At 60.7% G+C, this 24,822-nt stretch carries 22 protein-coding genes and 1 riboswitch; of the genes, 6 read left to right on the top strand and 16 right to left on the bottom strand.

What is annotated here, in order from left to right; genetic code table 11:
• Window positions 1-2,165: 2,165 nt before the first annotated feature.
• Window positions 2,166-2,885 (bottom strand): DsbA family oxidoreductase, encoded by a 720-nt coding sequence (locus BCM02_RS12170; protein ID WP_148929376.1) that lies wholly within the window; start codon window positions 2,883-2,885, stop codon window positions 2,166-2,168.
• A gap of 340 nt (window positions 2,886-3,225) precedes the next feature.
• The gene (locus BCM02_RS12165) at window positions 3,226-4,581 is read right to left on the bottom strand and encodes an MFS transporter (RefSeq protein ID WP_148929375.1); all 1,356 of its coding nucleotides are present in this window, start codon (window positions 4,579-4,581) and stop codon (window positions 3,226-3,228) included.
• Window positions 4,582-4,738: 157 nt separating this feature from the next.
• Between BCM02_RS12165 and BCM02_RS12160 the strand changes: the two genes are divergently transcribed.
• Complete coding sequence (locus BCM02_RS12160; protein WP_148929374.1) at window positions 4,739-5,341, top strand: TetR/AcrR family transcriptional regulator; 603 nt, start codon at window positions 4,739-4,741, stop codon at window positions 5,339-5,341.
• A 245-nt stretch (window positions 5,342-5,586) separates the two neighbouring features.
• On the opposite strand, the gene BCM02_RS12155 is transcribed toward BCM02_RS12160, so the two are convergent.
• The 4 genes from BCM02_RS12155 to BCM02_RS12140 form a co-directional block, all read right to left on the bottom strand.
• Complete coding sequence (locus BCM02_RS12155; protein WP_148929373.1) at window positions 5,587-6,696, bottom strand: MBL fold metallo-hydrolase; 1,110 nt, start codon at window positions 6,694-6,696, stop codon at window positions 5,587-5,589.
• A 3-nt stretch (window positions 6,697-6,699) separates the two neighbouring features.
• Complete coding sequence (locus BCM02_RS12150) at window positions 6,700-7,641, bottom strand: alpha/beta hydrolase (protein WP_148929372.1); 942 nt, start codon at window positions 7,639-7,641, stop codon at window positions 6,700-6,702.
• 190 nt (window positions 7,642-7,831) lie between these two features.
• Window positions 7,832-8,578: a type I methionyl aminopeptidase gene (gene map / locus BCM02_RS12145; RefSeq protein ID WP_148929371.1), complete on the bottom strand. Its 747-nt coding sequence runs from the start codon at window positions 8,576-8,578 to the stop codon at window positions 7,832-7,834.
• A 45-nt stretch (window positions 8,579-8,623) separates the two neighbouring features.
• Window positions 8,624-9,244 (bottom strand): TetR/AcrR family transcriptional regulator, encoded by a 621-nt coding sequence (locus tag BCM02_RS12140; protein ID WP_148929370.1) that lies wholly within the window; start codon window positions 9,242-9,244, stop codon window positions 8,624-8,626.
• 227 nt (window positions 9,245-9,471) lie between these two features.
• On the opposite strand from BCM02_RS12140, the gene BCM02_RS12135 reads away from it, so the two are divergent.
• Window positions 9,472-10,674, top strand: a complete 1,203-nt coding sequence (locus tag BCM02_RS12135; RefSeq protein ID WP_148929369.1) for an MFS transporter — start codon at window positions 9,472-9,474, stop codon at window positions 10,672-10,674.
• Window positions 10,675-11,006: 332 nt separating this feature from the next.
• On the opposite strand, the gene BCM02_RS12130 is transcribed toward BCM02_RS12135, so the two are convergent.
• The 9 genes from BCM02_RS12130 to BCM02_RS12090 form a co-directional block, all read right to left on the bottom strand.
• The gene (locus BCM02_RS12130; protein ID WP_148929368.1) at window positions 11,007-11,291 is read right to left on the bottom strand and encodes a chorismate mutase; all 285 of its coding nucleotides are present in this window, start codon (window positions 11,289-11,291) and stop codon (window positions 11,007-11,009) included.
• Between the two features lie 143 nt (window positions 11,292-11,434).
• Window positions 11,435-11,752: an MGMT family protein gene (locus BCM02_RS12125; protein WP_148929367.1), complete on the bottom strand. Its 318-nt coding sequence runs from the start codon at window positions 11,750-11,752 to the stop codon at window positions 11,435-11,437.
• A gap of 57 nt (window positions 11,753-11,809) precedes the next feature.
• Window positions 11,810-12,424 (bottom strand): TVP38/TMEM64 family protein, encoded by a 615-nt coding sequence (locus tag BCM02_RS12120; RefSeq protein WP_148929366.1) that lies wholly within the window; start codon window positions 12,422-12,424, stop codon window positions 11,810-11,812.
• Window positions 12,425-12,723: 299 nt separating this feature from the next.
• The gene (locus BCM02_RS12115; protein ID WP_148929365.1) at window positions 12,724-14,784 is read right to left on the bottom strand and encodes a catalase; all 2,061 of its coding nucleotides are present in this window, start codon (window positions 14,782-14,784) and stop codon (window positions 12,724-12,726) included.
• An 84-nt stretch (window positions 14,785-14,868) separates the two neighbouring features.
• On the bottom strand, window positions 14,869-15,483 hold the full coding sequence (locus BCM02_RS12110; protein ID WP_148929364.1) for a DNA-3-methyladenine glycosylase: 615 nt from the start codon (window positions 15,481-15,483) through the stop codon (window positions 14,869-14,871).
• A gap of 228 nt (window positions 15,484-15,711) precedes the next feature.
• A complete protein-coding gene (locus tag BCM02_RS12105) occupies window positions 15,712-17,013 on the bottom strand; it encodes a nucleobase:cation symporter-2 family protein (RefSeq protein ID WP_148929363.1) in 1,302 nt (433 codons plus the stop codon).
• Window positions 17,014-17,091: 78 nt separating this feature from the next.
• A complete protein-coding gene (locus BCM02_RS12100; protein ID WP_148929362.1) occupies window positions 17,092-17,685 on the bottom strand; it encodes a xanthine phosphoribosyltransferase in 594 nt (197 codons plus the stop codon).
• A 179-nt stretch (window positions 17,686-17,864) separates the two neighbouring features.
• A riboswitch (purine riboswitch) is annotated at window positions 17,865-17,968 on the bottom strand.
• Window positions 17,969-18,106: 138 nt separating this feature from the next.
• Complete coding sequence (locus BCM02_RS12095; RefSeq protein WP_148929361.1) at window positions 18,107-18,478, bottom strand: YrdB family protein; 372 nt, start codon at window positions 18,476-18,478, stop codon at window positions 18,107-18,109.
• A gap of 2 nt (window positions 18,479-18,480) precedes the next feature.
• On the bottom strand, window positions 18,481-19,041 hold the full coding sequence (locus BCM02_RS12090) for a pyridoxamine 5'-phosphate oxidase family protein (RefSeq protein WP_148929360.1): 561 nt from the start codon (window positions 19,039-19,041) through the stop codon (window positions 18,481-18,483).
• A 183-nt stretch (window positions 19,042-19,224) separates the two neighbouring features.
• On the opposite strand from BCM02_RS12090, the gene thrC reads away from it, so the two are divergent.
• Both thrC and BCM02_RS12080 read left to right on the top strand, forming a co-directional pair.
• Window positions 19,225-20,613, top strand: a complete 1,389-nt coding sequence (gene thrC / locus BCM02_RS12085; protein ID WP_148929359.1) for a threonine synthase — start codon at window positions 19,225-19,227, stop codon at window positions 20,611-20,613.
• A 747-nt stretch (window positions 20,614-21,360) separates the two neighbouring features.
• A complete protein-coding gene (locus BCM02_RS12080; RefSeq protein ID WP_148929358.1) occupies window positions 21,361-22,707 on the top strand; it encodes a lytic polysaccharide monooxygenase in 1,347 nt (448 codons plus the stop codon).
• A gap of 100 nt (window positions 22,708-22,807) precedes the next feature.
• Here the strand turns inward: BCM02_RS12080 and greA are convergent, their stop codons facing one another.
• A complete protein-coding gene (greA, locus tag BCM02_RS12075; protein ID WP_148929357.1) occupies window positions 22,808-23,284 on the bottom strand; it encodes a transcription elongation factor GreA in 477 nt (158 codons plus the stop codon).
• Between the two features lie 241 nt (window positions 23,285-23,525).
• Here greA and BCM02_RS12070 point away from each other — a divergent pair, with 241 nt between their 5' ends.
• Both BCM02_RS12070 and BCM02_RS12065 read left to right on the top strand, forming a co-directional pair.
• Window positions 23,526-24,143, top strand: a complete 618-nt coding sequence (locus BCM02_RS12070) for an acetate uptake transporter (protein ID WP_148929356.1) — start codon at window positions 23,526-23,528, stop codon at window positions 24,141-24,143.
• A 165-nt stretch (window positions 24,144-24,308) separates the two neighbouring features.
• Window positions 24,309-24,821, top strand: coding sequence for a hypothetical protein (locus BCM02_RS12065; RefSeq protein ID WP_246183344.1), 513 nt, complete (start codon window positions 24,309-24,311; stop codon window positions 24,819-24,821).
• Window position 24,822: the final 1 nt, after the last annotated feature.

Raw genomic sequence — 24,822 nt, 5'->3', positions numbered from 1 at the left:
ATTTCGCGACTGAAGTCGCGACCTGGTAAATAGCGTTTTAATCAAGTATTTCCGGGTTATGGGCAGGTCAAGTATAAGGGAATCCTTGGGGAAGAGCAACGGTGGACAAGCCGGTATTTAGGGAAGCAAACAACTATCCGGCAAGATTGATAAATCGACCGATTCGGATTTCGCGACAGTCGAGATAAGCCGACTCCCGATTACGACGGCAGATCGCAGCTTTCACCAATCGGATCGAAGGGAATGCCGTCGGATCAACCGGTTTGCCGCTGAATCAAACGGTAAAATGAAAGAAAATGACGTTTCTTTCATGAAAAAGAGGGAGAGGATCCATAAAACGAGTCGTTTCGGAACCGATTCGGCGGTTCCCAGGATGACGATTGCTCCCTCATGGATTCCATACCATTTAAACCCATTTTAGTTCATGCGTGGTCTAGAAGATCAATAATTGAAGAAATAGATAATCCAAGTTGATTAGATCGCAAGAATGACGGGGAGAAGCGAAGAAAACAACCAGGTGCGGTGAAGCGCGTGAAATTGTCGGAAGTAAGAACAATACGAGGAAGTCCGAAACGATCGAAACTAGAGCGAATGCCTGCAATGTCAGAATGGTTGAGATCAAAGCAAAACCAGCGAAGTCCGAAACGGCCAAGATCCGAGCCAATACAGGTATAGCCGATATTGCGCCAAATCCGGGTGAATGTTCATGGCCGCAAAAAACGAACATGCTAACCGGGGCGCGTGTTCGAGCCAAATTGAAGCTGCGCATGAATGCAGATCGGGTACCGAAGCCAAGCGGATTAATGAAATTTCTGGCTGGATCGGATCGAAGCCTTAGCGATTGGATCGACCTCGATTTTGAGAGAACCCATACGAATGCGCTCGAAGAACGTAACGACTCGCAATGATCGATGGAGCTTAAGTCTGAGACGACCAATTATGCGCCTGAACTTCAGCAGCCGACATTTACTTGCGCGAATGCCGATTGTTCAGAACGAATACCGTCGCATTCAACGGGATCGAAACGAAGAAAATCGCAAAATGAAAGAAAATGACGTTTCTTTCATGAAAAAGAGGGAGAAGAGACGCTAAAACGCATCTTCAAATGCCAAAATGGACGTTGGTAGGGTTGATCGCCTCTCCCTCGCAACCGTTAGCGGAATAATCGAGCAATTCAGAACTGATCGGTGTATGCTGTACTCATGTAGGCCTCGATCTACAATCGGCAATCCACCGGCGTCGTGAACGCTCGCCGCATTGCCGGGGGCGAACCGGAAGCCGGGCTCGCCGGCGACTTGACGAGCCTCGGAACCGGTGAGTCGAAGCCGAGTGGAACTTGTCCGCTCGGCAAAGCGGTTCATATCGTTTGAATTCAGCGAGTCGAGATTATACGGCGGGCGGACATAGGGCACTTTTGCGCGTCCGATGGCATGATGCATTGGCTAACCGCTTGTCGCAGCAAGCGAAACCCGGGCCCGAATCGGACTGTTTACAATCGTTGACCAGGGAACGTTTTGTCCCTGATCTGTGCTCCGCCGCCGGGGCATGCATACTCGGTCGATTCCGCATACGCTCACCTACGCACCACCGCCGGAAATACAATAATTGCGCCGAACGCCAAATAAGCACCTCGCCAATCGAATGAGCCGCTCACCTGCACACCATGTGTGTGTGGATTTTGATTCCTGGGCGAGCTGCAGGTTCGCAAGTCTCCACCCCTTCGCGTTCGTCCTCGCTACCTCGCTCTCAGAACAACACCTTTCTTACGGCAACCGACATAATAGCTTCGCGAATGGTGCTGATCGGCCATGAACCCCGTCGCATCAAGCGACTTCGGAGCGAAGAAAATCGCATAATGAAAGAAAATGGCGTTTCTTTCATGAAAAAGAGGGAGAGGAGGCGATCAAGCGCATGCCAAAATGCAAAATCAGACGTTGACATGGCTGACCGTCGCTCCCTCACGATTAAGCGTGGAATAATTAACCAAAACCGAAAGCCCAATTAAACAGTTACGTATTGTTGGAAGACTTGGGGCGGACTACGCCGAGCACTCCCCTCATACGGCTGCACGGCTGGGCGGACTATATCATAAACGCGAAAAAGCGGCCCATCGATGCATCAATGTAATGACACTGATCCATTCGATGAGCCGCTTTCGCCGCTCGTTACTTCACCGCGCACGAGCCGTCGTCGCACGCGTCTCCGCCTTCGGCCTTGCGGGATGGCGCGTCGGCCGCGTTCCCCGCCGATTGTCCCTCTTCCCACGCTTGCTGCAGAGCCCCCAGGAATACATGGGCCGGCTGCGCGCCGGAAATCCCGAACTTGCGGTCGATTACGTAGAATGGCACGCCGCGGATCCCCAGCTTCGCGCCCTCTTCTTCCTCTGTCCGCACCTCTTCCGCATACTGGCCGCCGGCCAGCATCGCCAGCGCGGCTTCGCGGTCTAATCCGGCTTCGGCCGCGATGTCGGCCAGCACCTCATGCTCGCCTAGGTGGCGGGAATCGGCGAAATACGCCTTGAACAGCAGCTCGGACACTTCGGTCCGCTTGCCGTGCGCTTCCGCGAAATGGCTCAGACGGTGCGCGTCGAACGTATTGGTCAGCACCATGTCGTCGAAGTTGAACGCCAGCCCTTCCTCGGCCGCCTGCCGGCCGACATTCTTGTTGTTCGCGATCGCCTGCTCCCGGCTCATGCCGTATTTAACGGCGAGCATCTGATGCACGTCGTGGTCGACCGATTTCGGCGAATTCGGATCGAGCTCGAAGCTGCGGTACACGACCTCCACCTCGCCTTGATGGGCGAAATCCGCCAGCCCTTTCTCGAAACGTCTCTTCCCGATATAACAAAACGGACACATATAATCCGACCATACCTCTACCCGCATGTCTCGTCACTCCAGTCTGTAGAAGCGTCCGCTTCACTTCGAAGGGTCCGCGCTCCTTAGTCTCGTCTATTATATGCCGCTTTATTTTATAAAGCAATATACTATCCGTAACCATATCAGCTCATCTCCCATCGTTCCCGCGCATCTCGACCTGTCCGGGCAGAACGAGGATAGCGGCGGCAATTCGAGCGCTTCCGGAACATGAGCGCTTCGACGTATCCGACGACCTCGGGACAAATCCGGGCGCGATCTAATGGTTAACGCACATGTTACCTCTCGGGACGCGCCAAATCTCCGATCGGTACAGCCCGCGCACGCCGCTCGTACGCGGAACGAACGCTTAAGCCGAACCCTCAATCGCCTTCCGTCTCTGCGCCGCCCCCGCGGCTCGCCCTCTGCCGATCCCGCCGGTATACGCGTACCCGAGCATCGCGACGACGCACAGCGCCGCATCCATTGCGATCAGCAGCTGGTAATTGCCGAACGCGTCGAAGGACAAGCCGCCGAGCAAAGCTCCGACGATGCCGCCCGCCTGGTGAAAAAGCATCAGATTGCCGACGACGCTCCCCTTCCTGCGCGCCGATTCGCCCGCGATCAGCATGCCGCCCGGAACCGCGCCCAAATACGTAAGCCCGAAGAGCAGGGCGAAGAGCACAGACGACCATCCGAGATGCGCGTACAACACCGCAAAACCAACGACTCGTATCCCGTACAGCAGCGCCATCGCCAGCCGCTTATTCATCATGTCCGTCAGGACGCCGAAAGCGAGCGAACCCGCGATCTCCATCACGCCGAGCACGGTCATCGACAGGGCGATAACGGATGGCGCCACCTCCGCCCCTTGATGGATCGCGACCAGATTCATTTCGACGGTCCCCATATTAATGCCGCAGGTGAAGAGCGCGAAAGCCACGATCGCAATCGGCAAATAAGCGGACACCCCGCCTCGCCCCGCGACTCCCTTCATCGCTCCTGCTTGCGAGAAGCCGGCTGCGGCATGTTCCCCTCGTTGTTCCCGTGCCGCATCGCGCGTACCATCCTCGCCTGCCTTTTGCCGAACCGCAACGCTCTCCTCCCCCGCCTTCGACCCGAATCCCGCATTCCGCTCCGGCATTCGAATCACGAATAAAATGAGCGGTATCGTCAGCAGGACGCTCATCGCCGCGGATACGAGAAACGTCAGCTTCCACGTCAGCCAGACGTTCGAGACGAACAGCGGCGTGCAGACCGCGAGACCGACCGACGAAGCGCTGCCGAGAATCGCCGCGGCCTTCGCCTTATGCCGATCGAACCAGCCGAACAGCAGCACGTACGCGGCGGAAGCGCCCAAGCCCCCGAGTCCCGACAGCACGCCGTATCCGATGAAAAAAAGCGCCGCTCCCTCGCCCCAATAGACCGTCGCGGTACCGGCAAGCCCGAACAGCGCGCTCGCCAGCATGACCCGCCGCACCCCGAAACGGTCGATCAGCCAGCCGCCGACCGGCGCGCACAGCGCGGCAATGAGCAGGTTCGTCGACCATGCCATCGAGATGAAGCCGCGCCCGATCGCCAAATCCGCCGCGATCTGGCTTTGGTAATACGCCATAATGAACCGGGTTAGCGCCCCGGCGAACCCGATGACCCACAACGCGGCCAGCCCGATCCACGGATAATACGCATTCGTCGCAAGCCGCTCCGTCTTTCTCCCCATCCCCATCCGATCCCGTCCTTTGCGCTGGTATTAGTATCATGCGTCGTTTAAAAAGATACCACTTGGTCTCTTTTTAATCAACCGCATTTTATTCTCGTTTCCGAAGCTTGTTATAATAGAGACAGGAAGCGCGTTCGCGCGCGGCAGGACGGAGGCTGACGACATGAAGAAAGGCGAGAAAACGCGGGAGCATATCATTCAGAAGGCGGCGGAGCTGTTCAATCAGCGGGGATACGCCGGCTCGTCCATGAACGATATCATCGCGCAGACAGGCATTCAGAAGGGCGGGATCTACCGTCATTTCGATAGCAAGGACGACATTGCGTTCGCGGCGTACGATTACGCCGCCGGCGTCGTGGGGCGCCGGTTCGCCGAAGAGGTCGCCAAAGAGACGAGCGCGGCCGGCAAGCTGCTCGCCCATTTCCGCGTCTATGCGGACGCGGCGCATAACCCGCCGTTCATCGGCGGCTGTCCGCTTCAGAATACGGCGGTGGAGAGCGACGACACCCACCAGCTGCTGCGGGAGAAAGCCCAAGCGGGACTTGCAATCTCGCTGGACGGGATCACCGCCATCATCCTCTCCGGCATCGAGAGCGGAGAATTCCGGCCCGATCTGAACGCCGAAGCGCTGGCCAGCTTCACGCTGTCCCTGCTCGAGGGCGGGATTATGCTGAGCAGGCTGGAGGGCAGCAACCGCCACATGGAGACGAACACCGCCGCGTTCGTCGCCTACTTGGAACAGAGCTGTTTGCGTCGCGATACTTGAGAGACGGGGGGCTGAGACGCGGCCGGCATGGTTCGCCACGCGGCCGGCTCCGGCTGCCGGCCCGATTGCTAGGCTGAGGCTGCTCCGCGCAACGCCGGACTCGGTCACGCATTCCTCTAGCGCCGGGCTGGTTACGCCGCCAATAGGCGGGAGGCATTCCAGACGCCCCATATACGGAGAAAGACCGGAACGCCTAAGGGACTGAACCCCTAACGCGTACCGGTCTTTTCTTCGCGCAACGATGTCTACACCTGCCGCCACCACGGCTCCGTCGGGAACGTCTCGCTGCCGATCACGACGGCTTCCCCGATCCGCGGCGTGGCGATCGCGACGCCCTGCTTGCGCGCTTCCGCCGTCGCCCGCTCCGCCGGATCGCGCCAGTCATGCACGGACAGCGTGAACGCGCCCCAGTGGATCGGAATGAGCACGCCGCCCTGCGCGTCCCGATGCGCCTGCACCGTCTCCTCGGGCATCATGTGAATGTTCGACCACCGCTCGTCATACTGCCCGCATTCCATTAAGGTCATGGCGAACGGGCCGTATTTGTCCCCGATCTCCCGGAAATGCGGACCGTACCCGCTGTCGCCGCTGAAGAACACCCGCGCGCCGCCGCCCTCGATCACCCACGAGCACCACAGCGTCGAATTCCGACCCGCCAGTCCGCGGCCGGAGAAATGGCGGGCCGGCGCGCTGACCAGCTTAATGCCCTCGAACTCGCCCTCCTCCCACCAGCTAAACTCCTGGATCGCGGACCGATCGATGCCCCAGCGGACGAGATGCTTCCCGACGCCGAGCGGCACGAAGAACCGGCGCACTTTGCTCTTCAGCTGCATGATCGAGCCGTAATCGAGATGATCGTAGTGGTCGTGCGATAGCACCACGGCGTCGATCTGCGGCAGCGCTTCGATCCGAACCGGCAGCCGCTTGCTGTAGCGCTTGCCCCCGATCGCGGGGAAGGGCGAAGGCGCGCGGCCCAGCATCGGATCGAGCAGCAGCGTCTTGCCGCCAAGCTCCAGCAGCAGCGCGGAGTGGCCGAACCACGTGACGCGGTTGACCGCGCTTTCCGCATGCCCGGACTTCTCCCAGCTCACCACGTCGAGCGGCTTCGCCGGCTTGCGTCCCTCCTGCCGCCAGCTGAAGTCGCGGAAGACGGACAGCATCGTCCGCATATCCATCCGCATGTCGGTCGGAATGGCGTTCACGAATTTGCCTTTCTTATAGAACGGGGTAATGCTCGCATGCCGGATGCGCTCTTCGCTCGTCGGCCGCCCTCCGAACGTCGGGTAGAACGTCAGCAGCGACCAGATGCCCGCCGACACCAGCAGCAAGAAGGTAATAATAATCCATACCGTCATAGTCTAGCTCCCTTGCGCAACGTAATGTTCAATGAATGAAGCCACTTCCGTCCGGTAACGATCCGGATCGGCGAATTCGGCGTAGCCGTGCCCGGCATTGGGCACGACGTAAATTCGTTTGTCCGCGGGACAGTTCTCGTATAGCCGGTAGACCATATCGGTCGGCACGAACCGGTCGGCATCCCCGTGGATGAACAGAATCGGGGTACGGGATTTGCGGACTTGCGCGAGCGCCGAGGCCTCCCCGAAGAAATAGCCGGCCCGAAGCTTCGTCATCAGGCTCGTCACATGCAGCAGCGGGAAGACCGGCAGCTTGTACATCCGCCTCAGCTGGTACGACAGCTCGTCCTTCACCGAGGTATAACCGCAATCCGCGACGATCGCGCGCACGTTGGCCGGCAGCGACTCGCCGCTCGTCATCATGACGGTAGCCGCGCCCATGGAGACGCCGTGCAGCACGATCCGCGCATCCGCTCCGTCGGCTTCCAATATGCGCCCGATCCACTGCGCGCAATCTTTGCGCTCCGGCCAGCCGAAGCCGATGTACGCCCCGCCGCTCGCGCCGTGTCCGCGCGCATCCGGTACCAAGATATTATAGCCAAGCTTCTCCCAATAAAGCCGCGCTTTGCCGCCCATTAACGAAGCTTGTCCGGAATAGCCGTGCGCGACGATCGCCGTCTTGTTCGTCGGCGCCTTCGCCTTCAAGTAGAACGCGCGCAGCCGGATGCCGTCGTGCGAGGTGATCTCCCATTGCTCGAAAGGCTGCCGGCTCCACCATGCCGCGTTCGCGGCGCTCGCCTCCCGCGCGCCCGGCACCATCGCAAGACCCGGATCGCCGTCCAGAAAATCCTTCTTCGCGCGCTTGATCGCCTTCCCGTAGAAATAATAGCTGCCCCCCGCCAAGCCGGCCAGCACGACCAGCGCCATCCATACGACCGTCCACATGAACGCCTGCTTCCTCTCTTCTCCTAGGTCCCGTTCGCACTCGCCGCCATGACGCCGATGACGCGAGCGGGCTCTTTTGTCATCGACTATACACCAATTCGGGCGAGGTTGCTAAGATTTTCCGCCGACCGAACCCGAACGAAGCCCGCCCTCTTCCGAAGGGAAGATTGCGGGCTTCGCGCGACTTGCCTTATTGCTCGGTCAGAATAAGCGGACCTTCCGGCAAAATCGCGATCACATGCTCATACTGGGCCGACAAGCCGCCGTCCTTCGTGCGGGCGGTCCATCCGTCCGCGTCCATCTTGCTCTGCCACGTGCCGGTGTTGAGCATCGGCTCGATCGTGATGACCATGCCTTCCTTCAGGCGCGGGCCTTTGCCGGCCGGACCGTAATGCGGCACTTGCGGCTCCTCGTGCATCTGCTGGCCGATGCCATGGCCGACGAATTCCTTCACGACGCCGTAGCCGAAGCCTTCCGCATACGCCTGGATCGCATGGGCGATATCCCCGATTCGATTGCCGACGACCGCTTGTTCGATGCCTTTGTACATCGACTCCTTCGTGACGTCCAGCAGCTGCCGGGCTTCCGGCTTCACGTTGCCGACCGCATACGACCAGGCGGAGTCGGCCAGCCAGCCGTTCAGGTTGACGACCATGTCGATCGTGACGATGTCGCCGTCCTCGAGCGGACGATCGCTCGGGAATCCGTGGCAGATGACGTCGTTGACCGAGGCGCAGGTCGCGAACTGATAGCCGTTATACCCCTTCTGCTCCGGCGTCGCGCCGTGCTTGAGCATATATTGCTCGGCGAAGCGGTCGATCGCGTTGGTCGTAATGCCCGGGCGGATCATCCCGGCGATCTCGCGGTGGATTGCCGCCAACAGCTTGCCGGCTTTATGCATCTGTTCGATTTGCTCGCGTGTTTTGAGAATAATCATATCGGTTCACCTAATTTCCCTTCTTGTCTCTAATCTGGACTCGCTTCAAGCCCGCATGCCGTTCATGAGGACGGACACTACGTCGGCCGCCCATGCTTCGCTGCCCCGTTCCGGGGTCAACGTGCTTCGGATGTAGGCGTTCGCCGCGCCGACGAGCGCGCCGACGAACGTCTGGAACAGCGTCTGCGCGCTCGCGGCGGTCAACTCGCCCAGCCGGATGCCTTCCTCTATCGTATGCAGCACGGGCTGAAGCAGTTTGTCGCGGAACTCGCGCAGCAGCCGCTGCGGGTCCTGGATGGGCAGCGGCTCCGCATAGTGGAACGCGTACAGGTACAGGATAAAATGGATCGGCTCGCGCGCCCAATCGTCGAGACTCGCCCGCGCGAACGCCGCCAGCCGTTCGGAAGGCCGAAGCCCGGTCTGCATCGCGTCCGCGACGATGCGCTCGCCGGCTAGCATCGCCTCGGCGAGCAGCTCTTCGAACAGCTCCACTTTGCTGTTGTAGTAATGATACACGGTACCGCGGCCGAGCCCGGCTTTCTCCGCGATGTCGCCCATCTCCATGCGCATGCCTCTCTCCAGCAGCAGCTCGGCCGCCGTATGCCGGATTTGGATCAGGCGCTGCTGCCGAATCGCTTCATTTTGCTCCTTCGTCCGGGGACACATCGAATCACCTCTTATTTTGACCTGCTGGCATGTCGGTCAAAAACTTAAATTCAGTATACCCGCATTCGCCGACTTTTACAACAGACGAGCATCCGGGGCAACCCCGTCAAAATCGAACAAGGATTGAACAAGATCGTGACAGCGCCTTCAGCCCGAATCCGTTACAATGGAAGGTACGACCGCAATACGCACAGTCGACAATTGAACAACCTCATAAGGAGCTCCTCATGAAAAAGCTGATCGCTATTGGCTGTCTCTCGTATTTTCTGATCGGACTGGCTCACGTCGTCCTCGGCTCCGTCCTCCCCGTCGCGCTCGATCATTACGATCGGCCGTACAGCGCGGGCGGCATGCTCATCTTTACCCAATTCGCCGGCTTCTTGGTCGGGGTGCTCCTTACGCCGGCGCTCAGCCGCCGGCTCGGCAAGAAAGGCCTTCTCCTCGTCGCGCTCGGTCTGCTGTTCGCCTCCGAGATGCTCTATACGTTCCTCCCGCCATGGGAGTGGATGTACGCGATCGCCGTCTGCGCCGGCTTCGGCTTCGGCACGATCGAAGCGGTCATCGGCACGATCATTATCTCGGCGGTTACGCATCAGACCGCCGTCGCCATGAGCCGGCTGGAAGTGTTCTTCGGCGTCGGCGCGCTCCTCATGCCGCTGGCGGCGAGCGGCTTGATCGCGGCGGAGCAGTGGCGCTACTCGTTCCTGCTCATCGCGCTGTTCGCCCTCGTCACGTACGCGCTGTGGGCACGCGGTTCCTTCGGCGCGCTCGACGCGGCGCTGCGCCGCCAAGAGGATGCCGCCGCCGCGGGCGGCGGCGGGCGATCCGGCCCGCTCTACGCCGGACGCAATCTCGGCATTCTGATCTTATTCATTCTGTTCTTCTTCCTCTATGTCGGCATGGAGATGAGCCTGGCGAACTTCCTGCCGGTCATTCTAATCGAGAAGCTCGGCCTGAACGAATCGTCCGCCGCGCTCAGCGTCACGTGCTTCTGGGTCGCGATGACGATCGGGCGGCTGTTCGCCGGCCATGTCGCCGAACGGTTTCATTATCGCAACTACGTCCTGCTGAGCTCGATCGCGGCGCTGCTGTTTCTGATTCTATTCCCGGGCGCAAGCGCGGCATGGTCGGCGTTCGCGCTTATCCTGCTGCTCGGCTTCGCCCTCTCGGGGCTCTTCTCCATCGCGCTCGTCTTCTCGAGCAAGCTGCTGCCGGGCACGGAGGAATCGACGCCCAGCCTCATGATCGCCGCGGGCGGCGTCGGCGGCGCGCTGCTGCCGCTGCTGACCGGCTGGATGCTCGACGAGGTCGGGGCGACGGCATCGGCCTGGCTGTTCGCCGCCCTGGCGGCGCTCCTGGTCGTCATCAGCTTGATCGCTTACGGGCTTCAGCGACAACAATCGCCGCTTGAGACGCCTTCCTACCGGTAAGCCGGACGACACCGCTGGCTTATGAGAAAACGGCCTACGCCGCGGAACCTTCCGCTCGAATCGAGCACGCGTTCCGCGGGCAAGCCGTTTTTTTGTCCTTCTTCGATCGATGTCCGACCAAGGCGAAACGGCTGTCGCCGTCTTTTAGCGGCGCGGCGCGTTTCGTTCCGGAGAAATACAAGATGAATGAATAAACGTGAAACTTATAAATTCTTGTATTTAAAAAAAGGGAAGCCTTGGCCATATTGGCCGGCTTCCCTCTTCGGGTTGAGCAATCTCGTACGCCTGATTACAAGCCTATTCTTCCCTCAGCCACCCTGCAGCCCGCCGCATCAGACGCTGGCCTGCAGCTCCTGATGCCGGGCGATCGCCAAGTCCATGATCAGCCGGTAAATCCGCGCCGCGCGCTCCGGTTCCAGGCCGTATTGGCTTGCCAGCGCCGTTATTTTGCGGAATTGCTGCGCTTCCCGTTCCGGGTCCTGCGCGTGCAAGCCGTGTTTTGCTTTATATTCGCCGACCGTCTCGGTTAATTTGTACCGCTCGGCCAGCAGGGCGATAATTTCCCGGTCGAGTTTATCGATGCCCGCTCGTAGTTCGTTCAGTTCAAGCCGTTCCATCAGCCGCCTCGTCCCTTCCGTAATCCGTCGTCGTGTTGCTTCTTTGCTTTTATGCTTTTATGCAATGAAGCGTTTACGGATACTATACCATAGGTCCCGTTTGGCTGTAAATAAGCGGGGTTCGGCCGCCGACGCTGCTTTGCTCAAATCCCCGGTTCCGGTTCATGCCGGTATAGGGCCAGGTCGATGCGCCCGTCCGCATCGACCTCGACGCCTTCGCTCTCCAAGTACATCGTCTGCTTCATTCGCCCTTCATCCTCCTGGATGGCGATCTCGCCTTTGCTATTCACGACCCGATGCCATGGCAGCCGGTGCGCCCGCGTCTGCGTGTGCAGAATTCGCACGACCTGCCGGGCGCCTCTCGGGCTGCCCGCCGCCGCCGCGACTTGGCCATAGGTCATAACGCGCCCCTCCGGTATGCGTTTGATGATCTCGACGACTTCCCTGGTAAATGGCTGCATGTTCGTCCCTCCGCTTCCGCTATCGTGTTTGACACCCGTCCCTTGCCCATAGCCCGCTTATGCCGCGCGCCGCTGCCATACCCGATAGGCGCCGAGCGTGCAGACAAGGAATGCGCCGTACACCAGGACGACGAGGACCATCCCGGACGGCTCCGTCATCGCCCTATCGCCCAGCAGCGCGAACAGCAGCATGGACGGCACTTTGCCGAGTGCCGAGGCCGCCGCGTAGACGGATAGTCTCGCTTGGCTCAAGGCCGCGTAAGCGTTCACGAGCACCGAAGGAACGAATGGAACCAGTCGAGCGAATAAGATCGCCAGGAAAGCATTGCGCTCGAACAGGACGGTAAGCTTACCCGCTCGTCCATGTCGTCTGAGCACCCGCTCCCCCCATCCCCGGTACACGCGGCGCACGAGCACGAACATGATCATCGAAGCGAGCCAAGAACCGATCCATGTCACAAGTCCGCCCAGCGCGGGGCCGTATGCCGCGCCTAGAATGCCCCCGATAATCGGATACGGCATCACCGGGAACAGCGCGAACAACACGGCCATGCCGGCTGCCAGCAGCAAATTCTCCGCGCCCTGCAGCCACGCCAGAATCGCCTCGCCCTCCCGACATAGCAGCAGCCCCGCCGCGAGGTAGAGGAGCGCCGCCGTCATTTTGATCGCCATCGCCGCAAGCCGCCCTTTCCATACATGATGTTGCTCTCATCCTACCATATTCGGAAGATCGGCGCTCCCGCAGGGTGCATGGCAAAGCCCCGACTCCGCCGAAGCGGTGCCGAGGGCTGGATCATGCGCGACTCGAACGACGAGCCGTGCAGCGTATGGCGATGGATGGCGCGATCGGCCCGACATGCGCCGCGACCGCGGGACATCGGGGCAGATGCGCAATCGACCAAAAGCGCCGCCACTATCGCATGCATGATATCGCCTCGCGCCATATGGCGCCGGGCGCCGGCCGCGGGACGTTACGCCAGGACGCGGTCCCAGTTGCGGTGCTTCGCGATGGCTTCGATGAACGCCGGCACGAACGCGGTCAGATGGCCGCCTCCCGTCAGCACGCCCGGCCCGCCTTCGATGCCCGCGGCCGGGAACAGCTCCGCGCCCGCTCCGCTTGCGCCGATCGTCTTGTAGTGCATGAACGCCTCGCGCAGAAACTCGGCCGCGTCCTTCTCCGCCTTCGGCGACGTCCAGCTGCCGCCCGCCGCGTACAGCGCGTCGAACAGCACCGCGTGCGCCGTCTGGAACGTATGCTTGATCTCCATCTCCACGCCGCCCGTCCCGGCCGCCTTGCCGAGCTTGTCGCTGATCAACTCTGCCTGAATGCCCGCCGCGGCGAGCTCGTGCAGCACCGTCTGCACCTCCAATCCGTCGAAGCCGCCGCCGATGAGCACGCCGACCTTGCGCGTATCCGGCAGCATCGCCGTGTTCAACTGGCTGAGCGCCGGGGACACCTTGGTCCGCTCCTCGATCGGCGCGACCGGCTGCGGCTGCTGGGCGCCGATATTCGCGGCGAACGCGGCCGCGAGCTCCACGTTCACGTTCGCGAACATGTCGACGACCTGCTGCCGCACCGATTTGCTCTGCACCTTGCCGAGCTCGAAGCTGAACGCGTCGATAATATGCTGCTTCTCCGGCGGGCTCATGCTGTTCCAGAACAGCGCCGCTTGCGAGAAGTGATCCTTGAAGCTCTCGCTGCGGGCGCGAATCTTATGCCCTTCCACCCGCTCCTGATAATGCGCGTAGCCGCCTTCGGCCTCGGAAGCCGGCGCCGGCGTGTTGCCGGCCAGCGAGTTCTTGTGATACGCCACCTGTCCGCGGTTGATCGTCTGGCGGCCGTAGCCGTCGCGCTGGTTATTGAAGAACGGGCAGACCGGACGGTTGATCGGCAGCTCGTGGAAGTTCGGCCCGCCGAGGCGGATCAGCTGCGTATCCGTGTACGAGAACAGCCGGCCCTGCAGCAGCGGATCGTTCGAGAAATCGATGCCCGGCACGACGTGGCCCGGGTGGAAGGCGACCTGCTCGGTCTCCGCGAACACGTTATCCACGTTGCGGTTCAGCGTCATTTTGCCGATGCGCTTCACCGGCACGTCCTCTTCCGGCCATAGTTTCGTCGGGTCCAGGATGTCGAAGTCGAACTTGAACTCGTCCTCCTCCGGCAGCAGCTGCACGCCCAGCTCGTAGACCGGATAATTGCCGGTCTCGATCGACTCCCACAAGTCGCGGCGGTGGAAATCCGGATCCTTGCCCGAAATCTTCTGCGCTTCGTCCCAGACGAGCGAGTGGACGCCGAGCACCGGCTTCCAGTGGAATTTCACGAAATGCGCCTGTCCCTGCTCGTTGATCAGCCGGAACGTATGGACGCCGAACCCTTCCATCATCCGGAAGCTGCGCGGAATGGCGCGGTCGGACATCGCCCACATGACCATATGGGCCGATTCCTGGTTATTGGCGACGAAATCCCAGAACGTGTCGTGGGCGCTCGCAGCCTGCGGCATCTCGTGGTGCGGCTCCGGCTTCAGCGCGTGAACCAAGTCCGGGAACTTGATCGCATCCTGGATGAAGAACACCGGGATGTTGTTGCCGACCAAATCGTAGTTGCCCTCTTCCGTATAAAATTTCGTCGCGAACCCGCGCGCGTCCCGCACCGTCTCCGCGGAGCCGCGCGAGCCCGCCACGGTCGAGAAGCGGACGAACGTCGGCGTCAAGCGCGACGGATCGATCAGAAACTTCGCTTTCGTGTAGGCTTTCATCGAGTCGTCGTATACCTGAAATTCGCCATGGGCGGCGAATCCCCGCGCGTGCACGATCCGCTCGGGAATGCGCTCATGGTCGAAGTGGGTCATTTTCTCCCGGAAGTGGAAATCCTCGAGCAGCGTCGGGCCGCGCTCGCCGATCTTCAGCGAGAACTCGTCCTCCGATACTTTCAGCCCTTGATTCGTCGTCAGCTTCTGCCCCGCGTCGTCGACGCGGAATTGGTCCAGCTGCGCGTCCTTGCGGTTGCGGCTTGCGTTTGGCGTTTCGCTCATGCGTTATTCCCTCCCGGCTAGGTTCAACATTTCCCTAACTAGTACCCGGACGAACCTTGCGCCAAACGCCGGCCTCGAGCGAATTCAACCGGGCGCCGTCCGCAATCGGCGACTCCCCGACACGCACGGGTTGCCCGCCTCCCAGAACCGCCACGGGTAGTCCTTCGCTTCGCCGCTATTGGGAATCCCGATGCGCGGCCCAACCGAAATCTCGGTCGGCTCCCGTCCTTCCGCGATATAGAGCGGCGGCGCGGTCAGCGGCAGACCGTAATCCGCCGGCGTAATGCCGAGCGCCTTGGTCAGCTTGCCCGGCCCGCTCGCCAGCTCGCTTGCCTGCTTCACCGGTCCCCGGCGGCTGATCATAAGCCCGATCCCTTCGAACGGCTCGACCGCCCGAATGAGCACGGCCTCCGGATTTCCTTCTCCGCCGCTCACCACGTTAACCAGACAATGCGTGTGCATGACGTAGGTATAGGCATGGCCCGATGGGCCGAACATGACCTCCGTGCGGGCCGTGCGCCGATTATTATAGCTGTGCGCCGCGCGGTCCATCGGGCCGATATACGCCTCCGTCTCGACGATCCAGCCCGCGGCGGTCCCCTCCGGCGTCTCTTTCACCAGCCGCTTGCCGAGCAGCGCCCGCGCCAGTTCCAGCGTCGGCTGCTCGTAGAAGCCGGCATGGAGCGGTTCGAATGTCATACGTCGTTCCTCCCTTCGATCGCGGTATGGCGCTGATTCGCTTTCGCGCATCAGCGCCGGTCACCTGCTTCCATTCCCATCCATCTCTATATACCCCGGAATAGATTTCCCTCCCGCCGTCCCGCCCATCCTTATCGTACTCATCCCGCGACGGAATCCCGTCTTAGAGCCCGAGACGCAGAAAACGCCTCCCGCCGAATTCCGGCAAGAGGCGCTTGTATGCAATGGTTAGGCGGCATGCGAACGCACGGCGTCCGCGGACGCCTGGACTTTCTTCGACAACAGCAGATTGAGGGCGATCGCCGTGATCGATCCGGAGACGATGCCGTTCTGCAGCAGCATCTTCGCGAAGTCCGGCAGCTGGTCGAACATCGCCGGCACCGTCGCCGAGCCGAGGCCGACCGCGACGCTCGCCGCGACGATGAGGAGGTTGTTGTCTTTGCGCAGATCGACCTCGGACAGAATCGAGATGCCCGATACCGCGACGGAGCCGAACATGACGATCATCGCGCCGCCGAGCACCGCGCTCGGGATGACGGTCGTCAGCGCCGCCAGCTTCGGCAGCAGGCCGAGGATGACCATGAAGCCGCCTGCGGCGAAGATCACGTCGCGCGTCTTCACTTTCGTCAAGGTGATCAGGCCGACGTTCTGCGAGAACGCCGTATACGGGAACGCGTTGAAGATCCCGCCTAGCATGATCGCGAGGCCTTCCGAACGCAGCCCGTTCACGATCTGCTTCTGCTCGACCTTCTGTTCCGTCGCCCGGCCGACCGCGAAGTAGACGCCCGTCGATTCGACCATGCTGACGATGTTCACGATGATCATCGTGATGACGGCGGTGATCGCGAACTCCGGCGCGCCGAAGTAGAACGGCTTGGCCACGCTCACGAACGCGGCGTCCGATACCGCGCCGAAATGCACCATGTCCATGAAATAACCGACGATCGTGCCGACGATGAGGCCGACGAGGACGGAGATCGCCTTCAGGAACCCTTTGGCGAACCGGCCCACGACGAGGATGACGACCAACGTGATCAGCGCGAGCAGCAGATTGCGCGGCGCGCCGAAGTCGGCGCTGCCCTGGCCCCCGGCGGCGTTGTTCATCGCGACCGGAATGAGCGAGAGGCCGATGATGGTGACGACCGAGCCGGTGACGATCGTCGGGAAGAACTTGAGCATTTTGCCATACAGCGGCGCGGCGAGCACCACGAATAATCCGGATAAAATGATTGCTCCGTACGCCGTAGCCAAATTCGAGGTCGACGCGATCGTAATGATCGGCCCGACGGCCGTGAACGTACAGCCGAGAATAACCGGCAGTCCGCTGCCGAAGAACCGCGTGCCCATGACCTGCAGGATCGTGGCCAGGCCGCAGGTGAACAGGTCGGCCGCGACCAGATACGCCATCTGCGTCTCGTTCAGATTCAGCGCCCCGCCGACGATCAGCGGCACGGCGATGGCGCCGGCGTACATGGCCAGCAGATGCTGGATGCCCAGCGTGACTACTTTTCGTTTGCTTAACGCGCTCATGGATGGTTTCCCCTTAGGTGTTGGATTTAAAATTGGACGAGATTGGCGTGCAGGCGGTATTCGCCTCGGGTCGGTTCGCTAGACTTGCGCCAGCTCCTCGTCTTCGATGAAGTCGACATGCCCCGGGGACATCGACGCGATCCGCGCGAGCGAATGCACGCGGACGCCCTTCGCCGCCAGCAGCCCCCGGCCTTCCTGGAAGCTCTTCTCGATGACGCAGCCGACGCCCGCCAGCTCCGCGCCCGATTCGCGCACGATGTCGACGAGGCCGACGAGCGCCGCGCCCGTCGCCAGGAAGTCGTCCACGATCAACACTTTGTCGTCCGGGCCGAGGTATTTCTGCGAAATGCTCACCTGATACGTCTCCTGCCGCGTGAACGAGTGGACCGGCGCCGAGTAGACGCTCTCCGACAGCGTGACGGCTTTCTTCTTCTTCGCGTACACGAACGGCACGTCCAGCGCGATGCCGGCCGCCATCGCGAACTGAATGCCGCTCGCTTCGATCGTCAGCACCTTCGTGATCGTCTTGTCCGCGAAAATCCGCTTGAATTCTTGGCCGATCGCCAGCGCCAATTTCGTGTCCACCTGATGGTTGAGGAAGGAATCCACCTTCAGCACCGTGTCCGACAATATCAGGCCTTCTTGGCGTATCCGTTCTTGAAGTTCTTTCATCTGCGCCGTATCGCTCCCTTGGTTGAAAATAAAAAAGGACAGCTTCCCTTGAGAGAGTCGTATCTCAAGTGAAGGCTGTCCTCCAGGTTCTCCTGTGGCATGTACACTATAGCGGCGTACCGCGGTCCGCTTGCGCCGCTTCGCGCAGCAAACGAAAGTTTGCCGTCATAGCGGTTGGCGCGTGCCGCGCTTTCACTCATAGTCGGACAATTGCAGTGGTTATCCGGTAGAAACTTATGGGCCATATTCCCATTATTATACGAGCGGGTATGAAATTTTATTTGTATATCTTACACGCTATGTGCGCTTGTTTCAATAGTCAGGGTGTCGAATTTACGAGAAAGCATGATGCAGTCTAACATAATTTTCTATTATTCTTCGTTATTTGGATTTCCGAATCGCATAAAATGACTCACGCGACTTATCCGATGCGGCTTCCCTGGACGCGCTCCAACACGTATTCCGCCGCGTGCGCGATCACCGCGCAGGCGACGAACGCGGCGGCCAGCCGCGATTTGCCCGCCGCATGCAGCGCCATCGCGGCAAAGCCGAATACGAGCGTCTTCATCGACAGACCGAGGACGGGGGATACCGGATAGCTGGCCTTCGGAGCCAAGAACAATCCCCACACAAGGGCGACCGCGATCGGCAGCCCCAGCATGACCGCGCCTTTGACGAGTAACGGAGCCGGCAACTTTAATCCCCAGTACCCGTACGCAGCCAGCGCCGCCAGCTCGCATAGGAAGATCACGCCCAAGAAAAAGCCTTTCGCCGCCATGATCGGACCAGCCACTCCTACGACTCCATCCGCAATCCCATCGGCGTGGGCAACCCGTCGAGACTCGTTTTGTTTTTCTGCGTCCAATATTCGTTCAAGCCTTGCTCGCCCTTCTGCTCGCTCCACCGCCGCAGCGTGTCCCGGTCGCGCTCGTAAGCCATGAACGGCACCGCGAACCCGCACGACGTCTGCACCAGCTCAACGTCTACGGCGACAACTTGACGCGCCCCCTCCAGCGGCGGGAAGAGCGGATAAAGCGAGTCCCACTCCGCCGTACCCGGCAGATGCACGCTCCCTCTCCCGTATAAGCGAAGAATATTCGGCGGGCCTTCGAACGCGCAGAACATGACGGTGATTCGCCCGTTCTCCAACAAGTGAGCGCTCGTCTCGTTGCCGCTGCCGGTCATGTCGAGGTACGCGACCCGGTTCGGTCCTAGAATCCGGAGCGCGTCGTGCCCCTTCGGCGACAAGTTGACGTGCCCGTCCGACGCGAGCGGCGCCGAGGCCACGAAAAACAGATGTTGCTTGCGGATAAACGCCTCATGCTCCGGGAGCATCGATGCGAATTGCTTGCCCATGGGTAAGGCCCTCCTTCGGGTTGGGCGCGCCAGGCGCGCCGCGTCTTTCCTCCACAGTAAACGTTATCGCGCCCAATGCCAATAAATACCTTCGGGAAAGCTAGAAAAATTTTATGGAGGGTTAGGCACGGGGCCGTTTTTTTGTTAAAATGATTGAAAATTCACTCGCATAAGGGGACCACTATGAAGTACATCAGCACAAGGGGAGAAGTCGCCCCAACCGGCTTCATCGACGCTATTCTCATGGGCTTGGCAGACGACGGCGGCCTGCTCGTGCCGACCGAACTGCCGAAGTTGTCCGCCGATACGCTCTTCGCGTGGCAGAAGCTCTCTTATCCGGAGCTTGCGCTCGAGCTGTTCACGCTGTTCGTGAACGACGAAATTCCGCGCGAAGAGCTGAAGCAGCTCGTCGACGCCAGCTACGCCACCTTCCGCGACGCGCACGTCACGCCGGTGCGCCGCATTCATGAAGGCCTGCACGTGCTCGAGCTGTTCCACGGCCCGACGTTCGCCTTCAAGGATATTGCGCTTCAGTTCCTCGGCAACCTGTACGGCTACATTGCCAAGCAGCGCAACGCCACCATCCATATTCTCGGCGCAACCTCCGGCGACACGGGCGCTTCGGCAATCGAAGGCGTCCGCGGCAAGGAAGGCATCCGCATCTGCATCCTCCACCCGCATGGCAAAGTCAGCCGCGTGCAGGAGCTGCAGATGACGACGATCGCCGACGACAACGTGCTCAACCTCTCGGTGGAAGGCACGTTCGACGATTGCCAGCGCATCATCAAGGAGCTGTTCGCCGACGTCGAGTTCAAGCACCAATACCACCTGCGCGCGATCAACTCGATCAACATCGCCCGCATTCTGGCGCAGACGGTGTACTACTTCTACGCGTATTTCCGCCTTGCGGACGAAGGACAGGCCGGCGCGGTCAACTTCAGCGTTCCGACGGGCAACTTCGGCGATATCTTCGCCGGGTACCTTGCCAAGCAGATGGGACTGCCGGTCGGCAAGCTCATCCTGGCGACGAACGAGAACAACATCCTCGAGCGCTTCGTGCGCGAGGGCGTCTACCAGCCGGGCGAATTCCGCGGCACGTACAGCCCGTCGATGGACATTCAGGTGGCGAGCAACTTCGAGCGTTACCTGTATTATCTGTGCGGCGGGGACGCGGCGGCCGTAGCCTCGTACATGGACGCGTTCAAGCAAGAAGGTCGCATCGTCGTCGAGGGCGAGAAGCTCGCGCAAGTGCAGACGGATTTTGCCGCTTACGGCGTGCGCAACGACGAGTGCCTCGATACGATCGGCGGCTACTACGACCAATACGGCTACCTGCTTGATCCGCATACCGCTTGCGGCGTCGCGGCGACGGATGCGATCGCGGGCGAAGGCGAAGTGACCGTGGCGCTGTCCACCGCCCACCCGGCCAAGTTCAACGAGGCGATCGAGCTGCGCGGCATCGCGCAGACGTATCCCGAGCAAATTCAAGCGTTGTTCGACAAGCCGCAGGCGCAAACCGTCGTGGACGGCACGAACGAAGCGGTGAAGAACGAGCTGCTGAAATTTTTCTAAACCGTAAGTCTCTTAACATGCCATCACCGGCTGCCATCGACGCAGCCGGCCCGCACGGCAAGCCCTGGACGTCCGTTAAGCGCGGCGTCCGGGGCTTTTTTGCTCGTTGCAAAAGGATTGCATGACATGCACGCGCCTCTCCCGCTCGAACGCGAACGCTCCTCGCCTTGTCGCGAGGCCGCTGCACTTGGTCACCAAGCGCTTCCTCTTGCCGCTGCGCAATCGAATGGGCGTATTCCGATTCCGGCAAGCTGGACGTAAACCCCAGGACCATAGCCGCAACCGCTTTCGTCGTTAGACGACGGATGACGACAACTTACACCATTCGCGGCGGGAGCAGACGAACGGCATGCGCTCGCTTGCCCCGGCATTGGACAAGGGACTACAAAACAGCAGCCAGCGGACTATTGCCTGTAATTTACATAAAATGTATAGTGTGGATTGGATCCAGAGCCTTTCCTTCTCTATTCCATCTCCTAATCGCCGCCGTTCGCCCGTCTTGCGTCCATGTGCTTTTCCTCAAAATGTAACCGCTTACCTTAATGCCCGACTTGTCGCGGCCCCCTTGGTATAAGCTCCTCGCGAGTTTATATACAAGCCTTATCGGGAAAGGAGATGATCGCCTGCAAGGGTAATCGAACGGCCATCCGGGCATCCGGGCATGACCCGCACAAGCCGTTCGCCCATCACGGCTCAACGCATGCATCATGCAAGCCGAACGTTCACAGGACAAAGGAGGAATTATTCATGTCTACGCTTCGATTGAATGCCGCGTCATCCCGTCGCCTGCTGCTTACCGCAGGCATGATGCTCGCCATGGCAGCCGCCGTGCTGCTCCTATTCGGAGGCAAGGCTTCCGCCCACGGGTATGTCGACAACCCGTCCAGCCGGGCGGCGCTATGCGCCAGCGGCGTCAACAAGAACTGCGGAATGATTATTTACGAGCCGTACAGTCTCGAAGCCTACAAGGGGTTCCCGGCCGCCGGTCCGGCCGATGGCAAAATCGCCAGCGCCAACGGTCTCTTCGCCCCGCTCGATCAGCAAACCGCCACGCGCTGGTCGAAGGTCAACGTCAGCGCGGGCCCGACGACGTTCCATTGGAACATCAAGGTGCCGCACGCCACGTCGAGCTGGAAGTACTATATCACCAAGCAGGATTGGGACCCGAACTCGCCGTTGACGCGCGCGCAGTTCAACCTGACGCCGTTCTGCAGCGTCGCGTACAACGGCACCGAGCCGGGCAACTCCTACTCCGACACGTGCAACATTCCGGTCCGCACCGGCTACCAGGTCATTCTGGCCGTGTGGGAAATCGCCGACACGCAGAACGCCTTCTACCAAGTCATCGACGTGAACTTCGGCGGCAACAACGATACCTCCGCCCCTAGCGCGCCTACCGGCGCGAGCGCGTCGAATATCGGCGCGACGAGCGCGACGATCTCCTGGACGGCGTCGACCGACAATGTCGGCGTGACCGGCTACCGTCTCTATAACGGCGCGACCCAGATCGCGACGACGAGCGGGGCTACGAGCGCGACGCTAACGGGCCTCTCGGCCAATACGAGCTACGCGATCACGGTCAAGGCCGTCGATGCCGCCGGCAACTTGTCCGCCGCCAGCAATACGGCGACGTTCACGACGCCGGTCGTCTCCGGCCCGGATACGGCCGCGCCGACCGCGCCTAGCGCCCTTCATGTCATGGGTACGACGACCGCGACGAGCGTGCCGCTCATGTGGGGCGCGTCGACGGACAACGTCGGCGTCACCGGCTACCAAATTTACCGGGGCGCGACGCTCGTCGCCACCGTATCCGGCACGACGACCAGCTACACGGTCACCGGCTTGACCGGCAGCACGACCTACGCGTTCACGGTCAAAGCCGTCGACGCGGCAGGCAACGTCTCCGCGGCCAGCAACGGCCTGAGCGTGACGACGCCGGCTCCGCCGACGACGTATCCGGCCTGGAACTCGTCCACCGCCTATGTCGGCGGCAGCAAGGTGACGCATAACGGCGTCAACTACGAAGCCAAGTGGTGGACGCAAGGCGAAGTGCCGGGCTCGTCCGGCGCGACGGTGTGGAAGGTTATCCCTTAAGATAGGTCTCGAATCGCAAGGGATGTCGCGCCGCGCGCACGCCAAAAAAGAGGACTGCCGCAGCACGCGGCGTCCTCTTTTTACATGTATCGGCATTGCGCTAAATCCGAATCTCCAGCACTTCGTATTGGATGATGCCCATCGGCGCGGTCACGCTCACGACGGCGCCCACCGCTTTGCCAAGCAGCTCCTTGCCGAGCGGACTCTCGTACGAGATCCGGTTCTCGAGCACGTCCGCTTCGGCCGGACCGACGATTTGATACTCGACCTTCTCGTCGAATTCCTTATCGTGCAAGACGACGGTGGAGCCGATCTGCACCGTGGACGCGCTCAAGCTGCCGGCATCGACGATGCGCGCCTTCGTGATCATTTTCTCCAAAATTTGAATGCGTGTCTCCATATGCGCCTGATCGTCCTTGGCCGAATGGTACTCGCTGTTCTCCTTCAGGTCGCCGTAGCTGATCGCCAGTTTGATCCGGGCGGCGAGCTCCCGGCGTCCGACCACCTTCAGCTCCTCCAGCTCCGCCTCCAGCTTCGCCAGACCCTCGCGCGTTAAGACCACTTCTTCTTTCGACATTGCGATTCCATTCCTTTCATTTTGTTTCCATCTTCCCATTGTACCCCATATCGCGCTTCCGTAGCGGCCTTCGCCAAAATAAATCGGCGCTCGGGCCGCCGTCCAAAATTCCCCTACCCCGAAACTAGGACGCGTGATACAATTAACAGCCTGTGTGCCTATTGACAGGTATACTACCATCACCAGACCGGATTCCTCCCGCGGAAACCGGCGGAAGACACTTTATTGGAGGCTGTTTGATTTGCAGAAAGAAGTCGCTACACCGATCAAAATCACCAACGCGGACCCGAGCGCGCTCGGCTTGTTCGGCCTGGCCATTGTCACGCTGGTCGCTTCGTCGCAGAAGCTCGGCATCACGTCCGGCCTTAGCTACGCCGTCCCATGGGCCGTGTTTCTCGGCGCGTGCGCGCAGCTGTTCGCCTGCGTGCAGGATTCCAAGCGCAACAATACGTTCGGCACGACCGCGTTCGGCGCTTACGCTTTCTTCTGGTTCGCCATGGCATCGAACTGGCTGATCAAGCTCGGCATATTCGGCGAGACGCTGGCCGCGGGCGTGGAGCCGAAACAGTTGGGTTTCGCCTTCGCCGGCTATCTGGTCTTTACGCTGTTCATGACGATCGGCGCCACGGAGACGAACAAGGTACTGTTCTATATCTTCGTCCTGATCGATTTCCTTTTCCTTGGCCTTACGATGGACGCCTTCGGCGTGATGGCGGACGTCTTCCATACAATCGCGGCTTACGCCGAGCTGGGCATCGGCATCCTGTCGCTGTACGGCGCCGGCGCGGCCGTGCTGAACGCGCATTTCGGTCGAACGTTCCTGCCGATCGGCGCGCCGATGGGCATTTTCAAGAAATAACGCGTCGCGAGGGCGGCGTTCGACTCCGCGTTGTCGGCGTGCGTAGGATGCCGGAGAAAAAATCGGTCTCCAGCCCGATCTTCCTGCTATACTTCGGCCGGAAGACGTCCCTGCCGGGCCATGCTATGCTTAGGCTATAAAAGCCCAACTTAAGGAGTGTTCGCCATGTCCGTGAATCGCAACGCCATTCTCGGCCCGCTTCTCATCCTGCTCGGCATCTTCATGTTCTTCCGGGGACAGGTCGACTGGGGAACGGGTACGATCTTCGAGTATTTCTGGCCCACGCTGTTCGTCATTCCGACCGGCTTGTTCATGCACTGGCTGTACTTCGGCCTCCTGCAGCGCCGCGGCGTCGGCGTGCTCGTGCCGGGCGGCATCCTGCTGACCGTCGGCGCGGTCTGCCAATTGGCCACGCTGTTCGACAGCTGGCACATCATGTGGCCGGGCTTCCTGCTCGCGCCGGCCGTCGGTCTGTTCGAACTATACTGGTTCGGCGGCCGCAACAAGTGGCTCCTCATCCCGATCAACATTCTGACCGTGCTGTCGGTGCTGTTCTTCGCCGTCTTCTCGGTCGGCGCGCTGCTCGGCACCGTCCTGGGCGGCCAGCCGATGATCGCCGGCGCGCTCATCGTCGTCGGCGGCCTGGTGTTCCTGACGCGCAAGCGCGGGCACCATTAAG

Origin of the sequence: Paenibacillus methanolicus, assembly GCF_008124765.1 — a bacterium.
GTDB classification, from domain to species: domain Bacteria; phylum Bacillota; class Bacilli; order Paenibacillales; family Paenibacillaceae; genus Paenibacillus_Z; species Paenibacillus_Z methanolicus.
The sequence above is the reverse complement of the archived record's forward strand: the minus strand, read 5'-3'. Positions and strand labels throughout refer to the sequence as shown.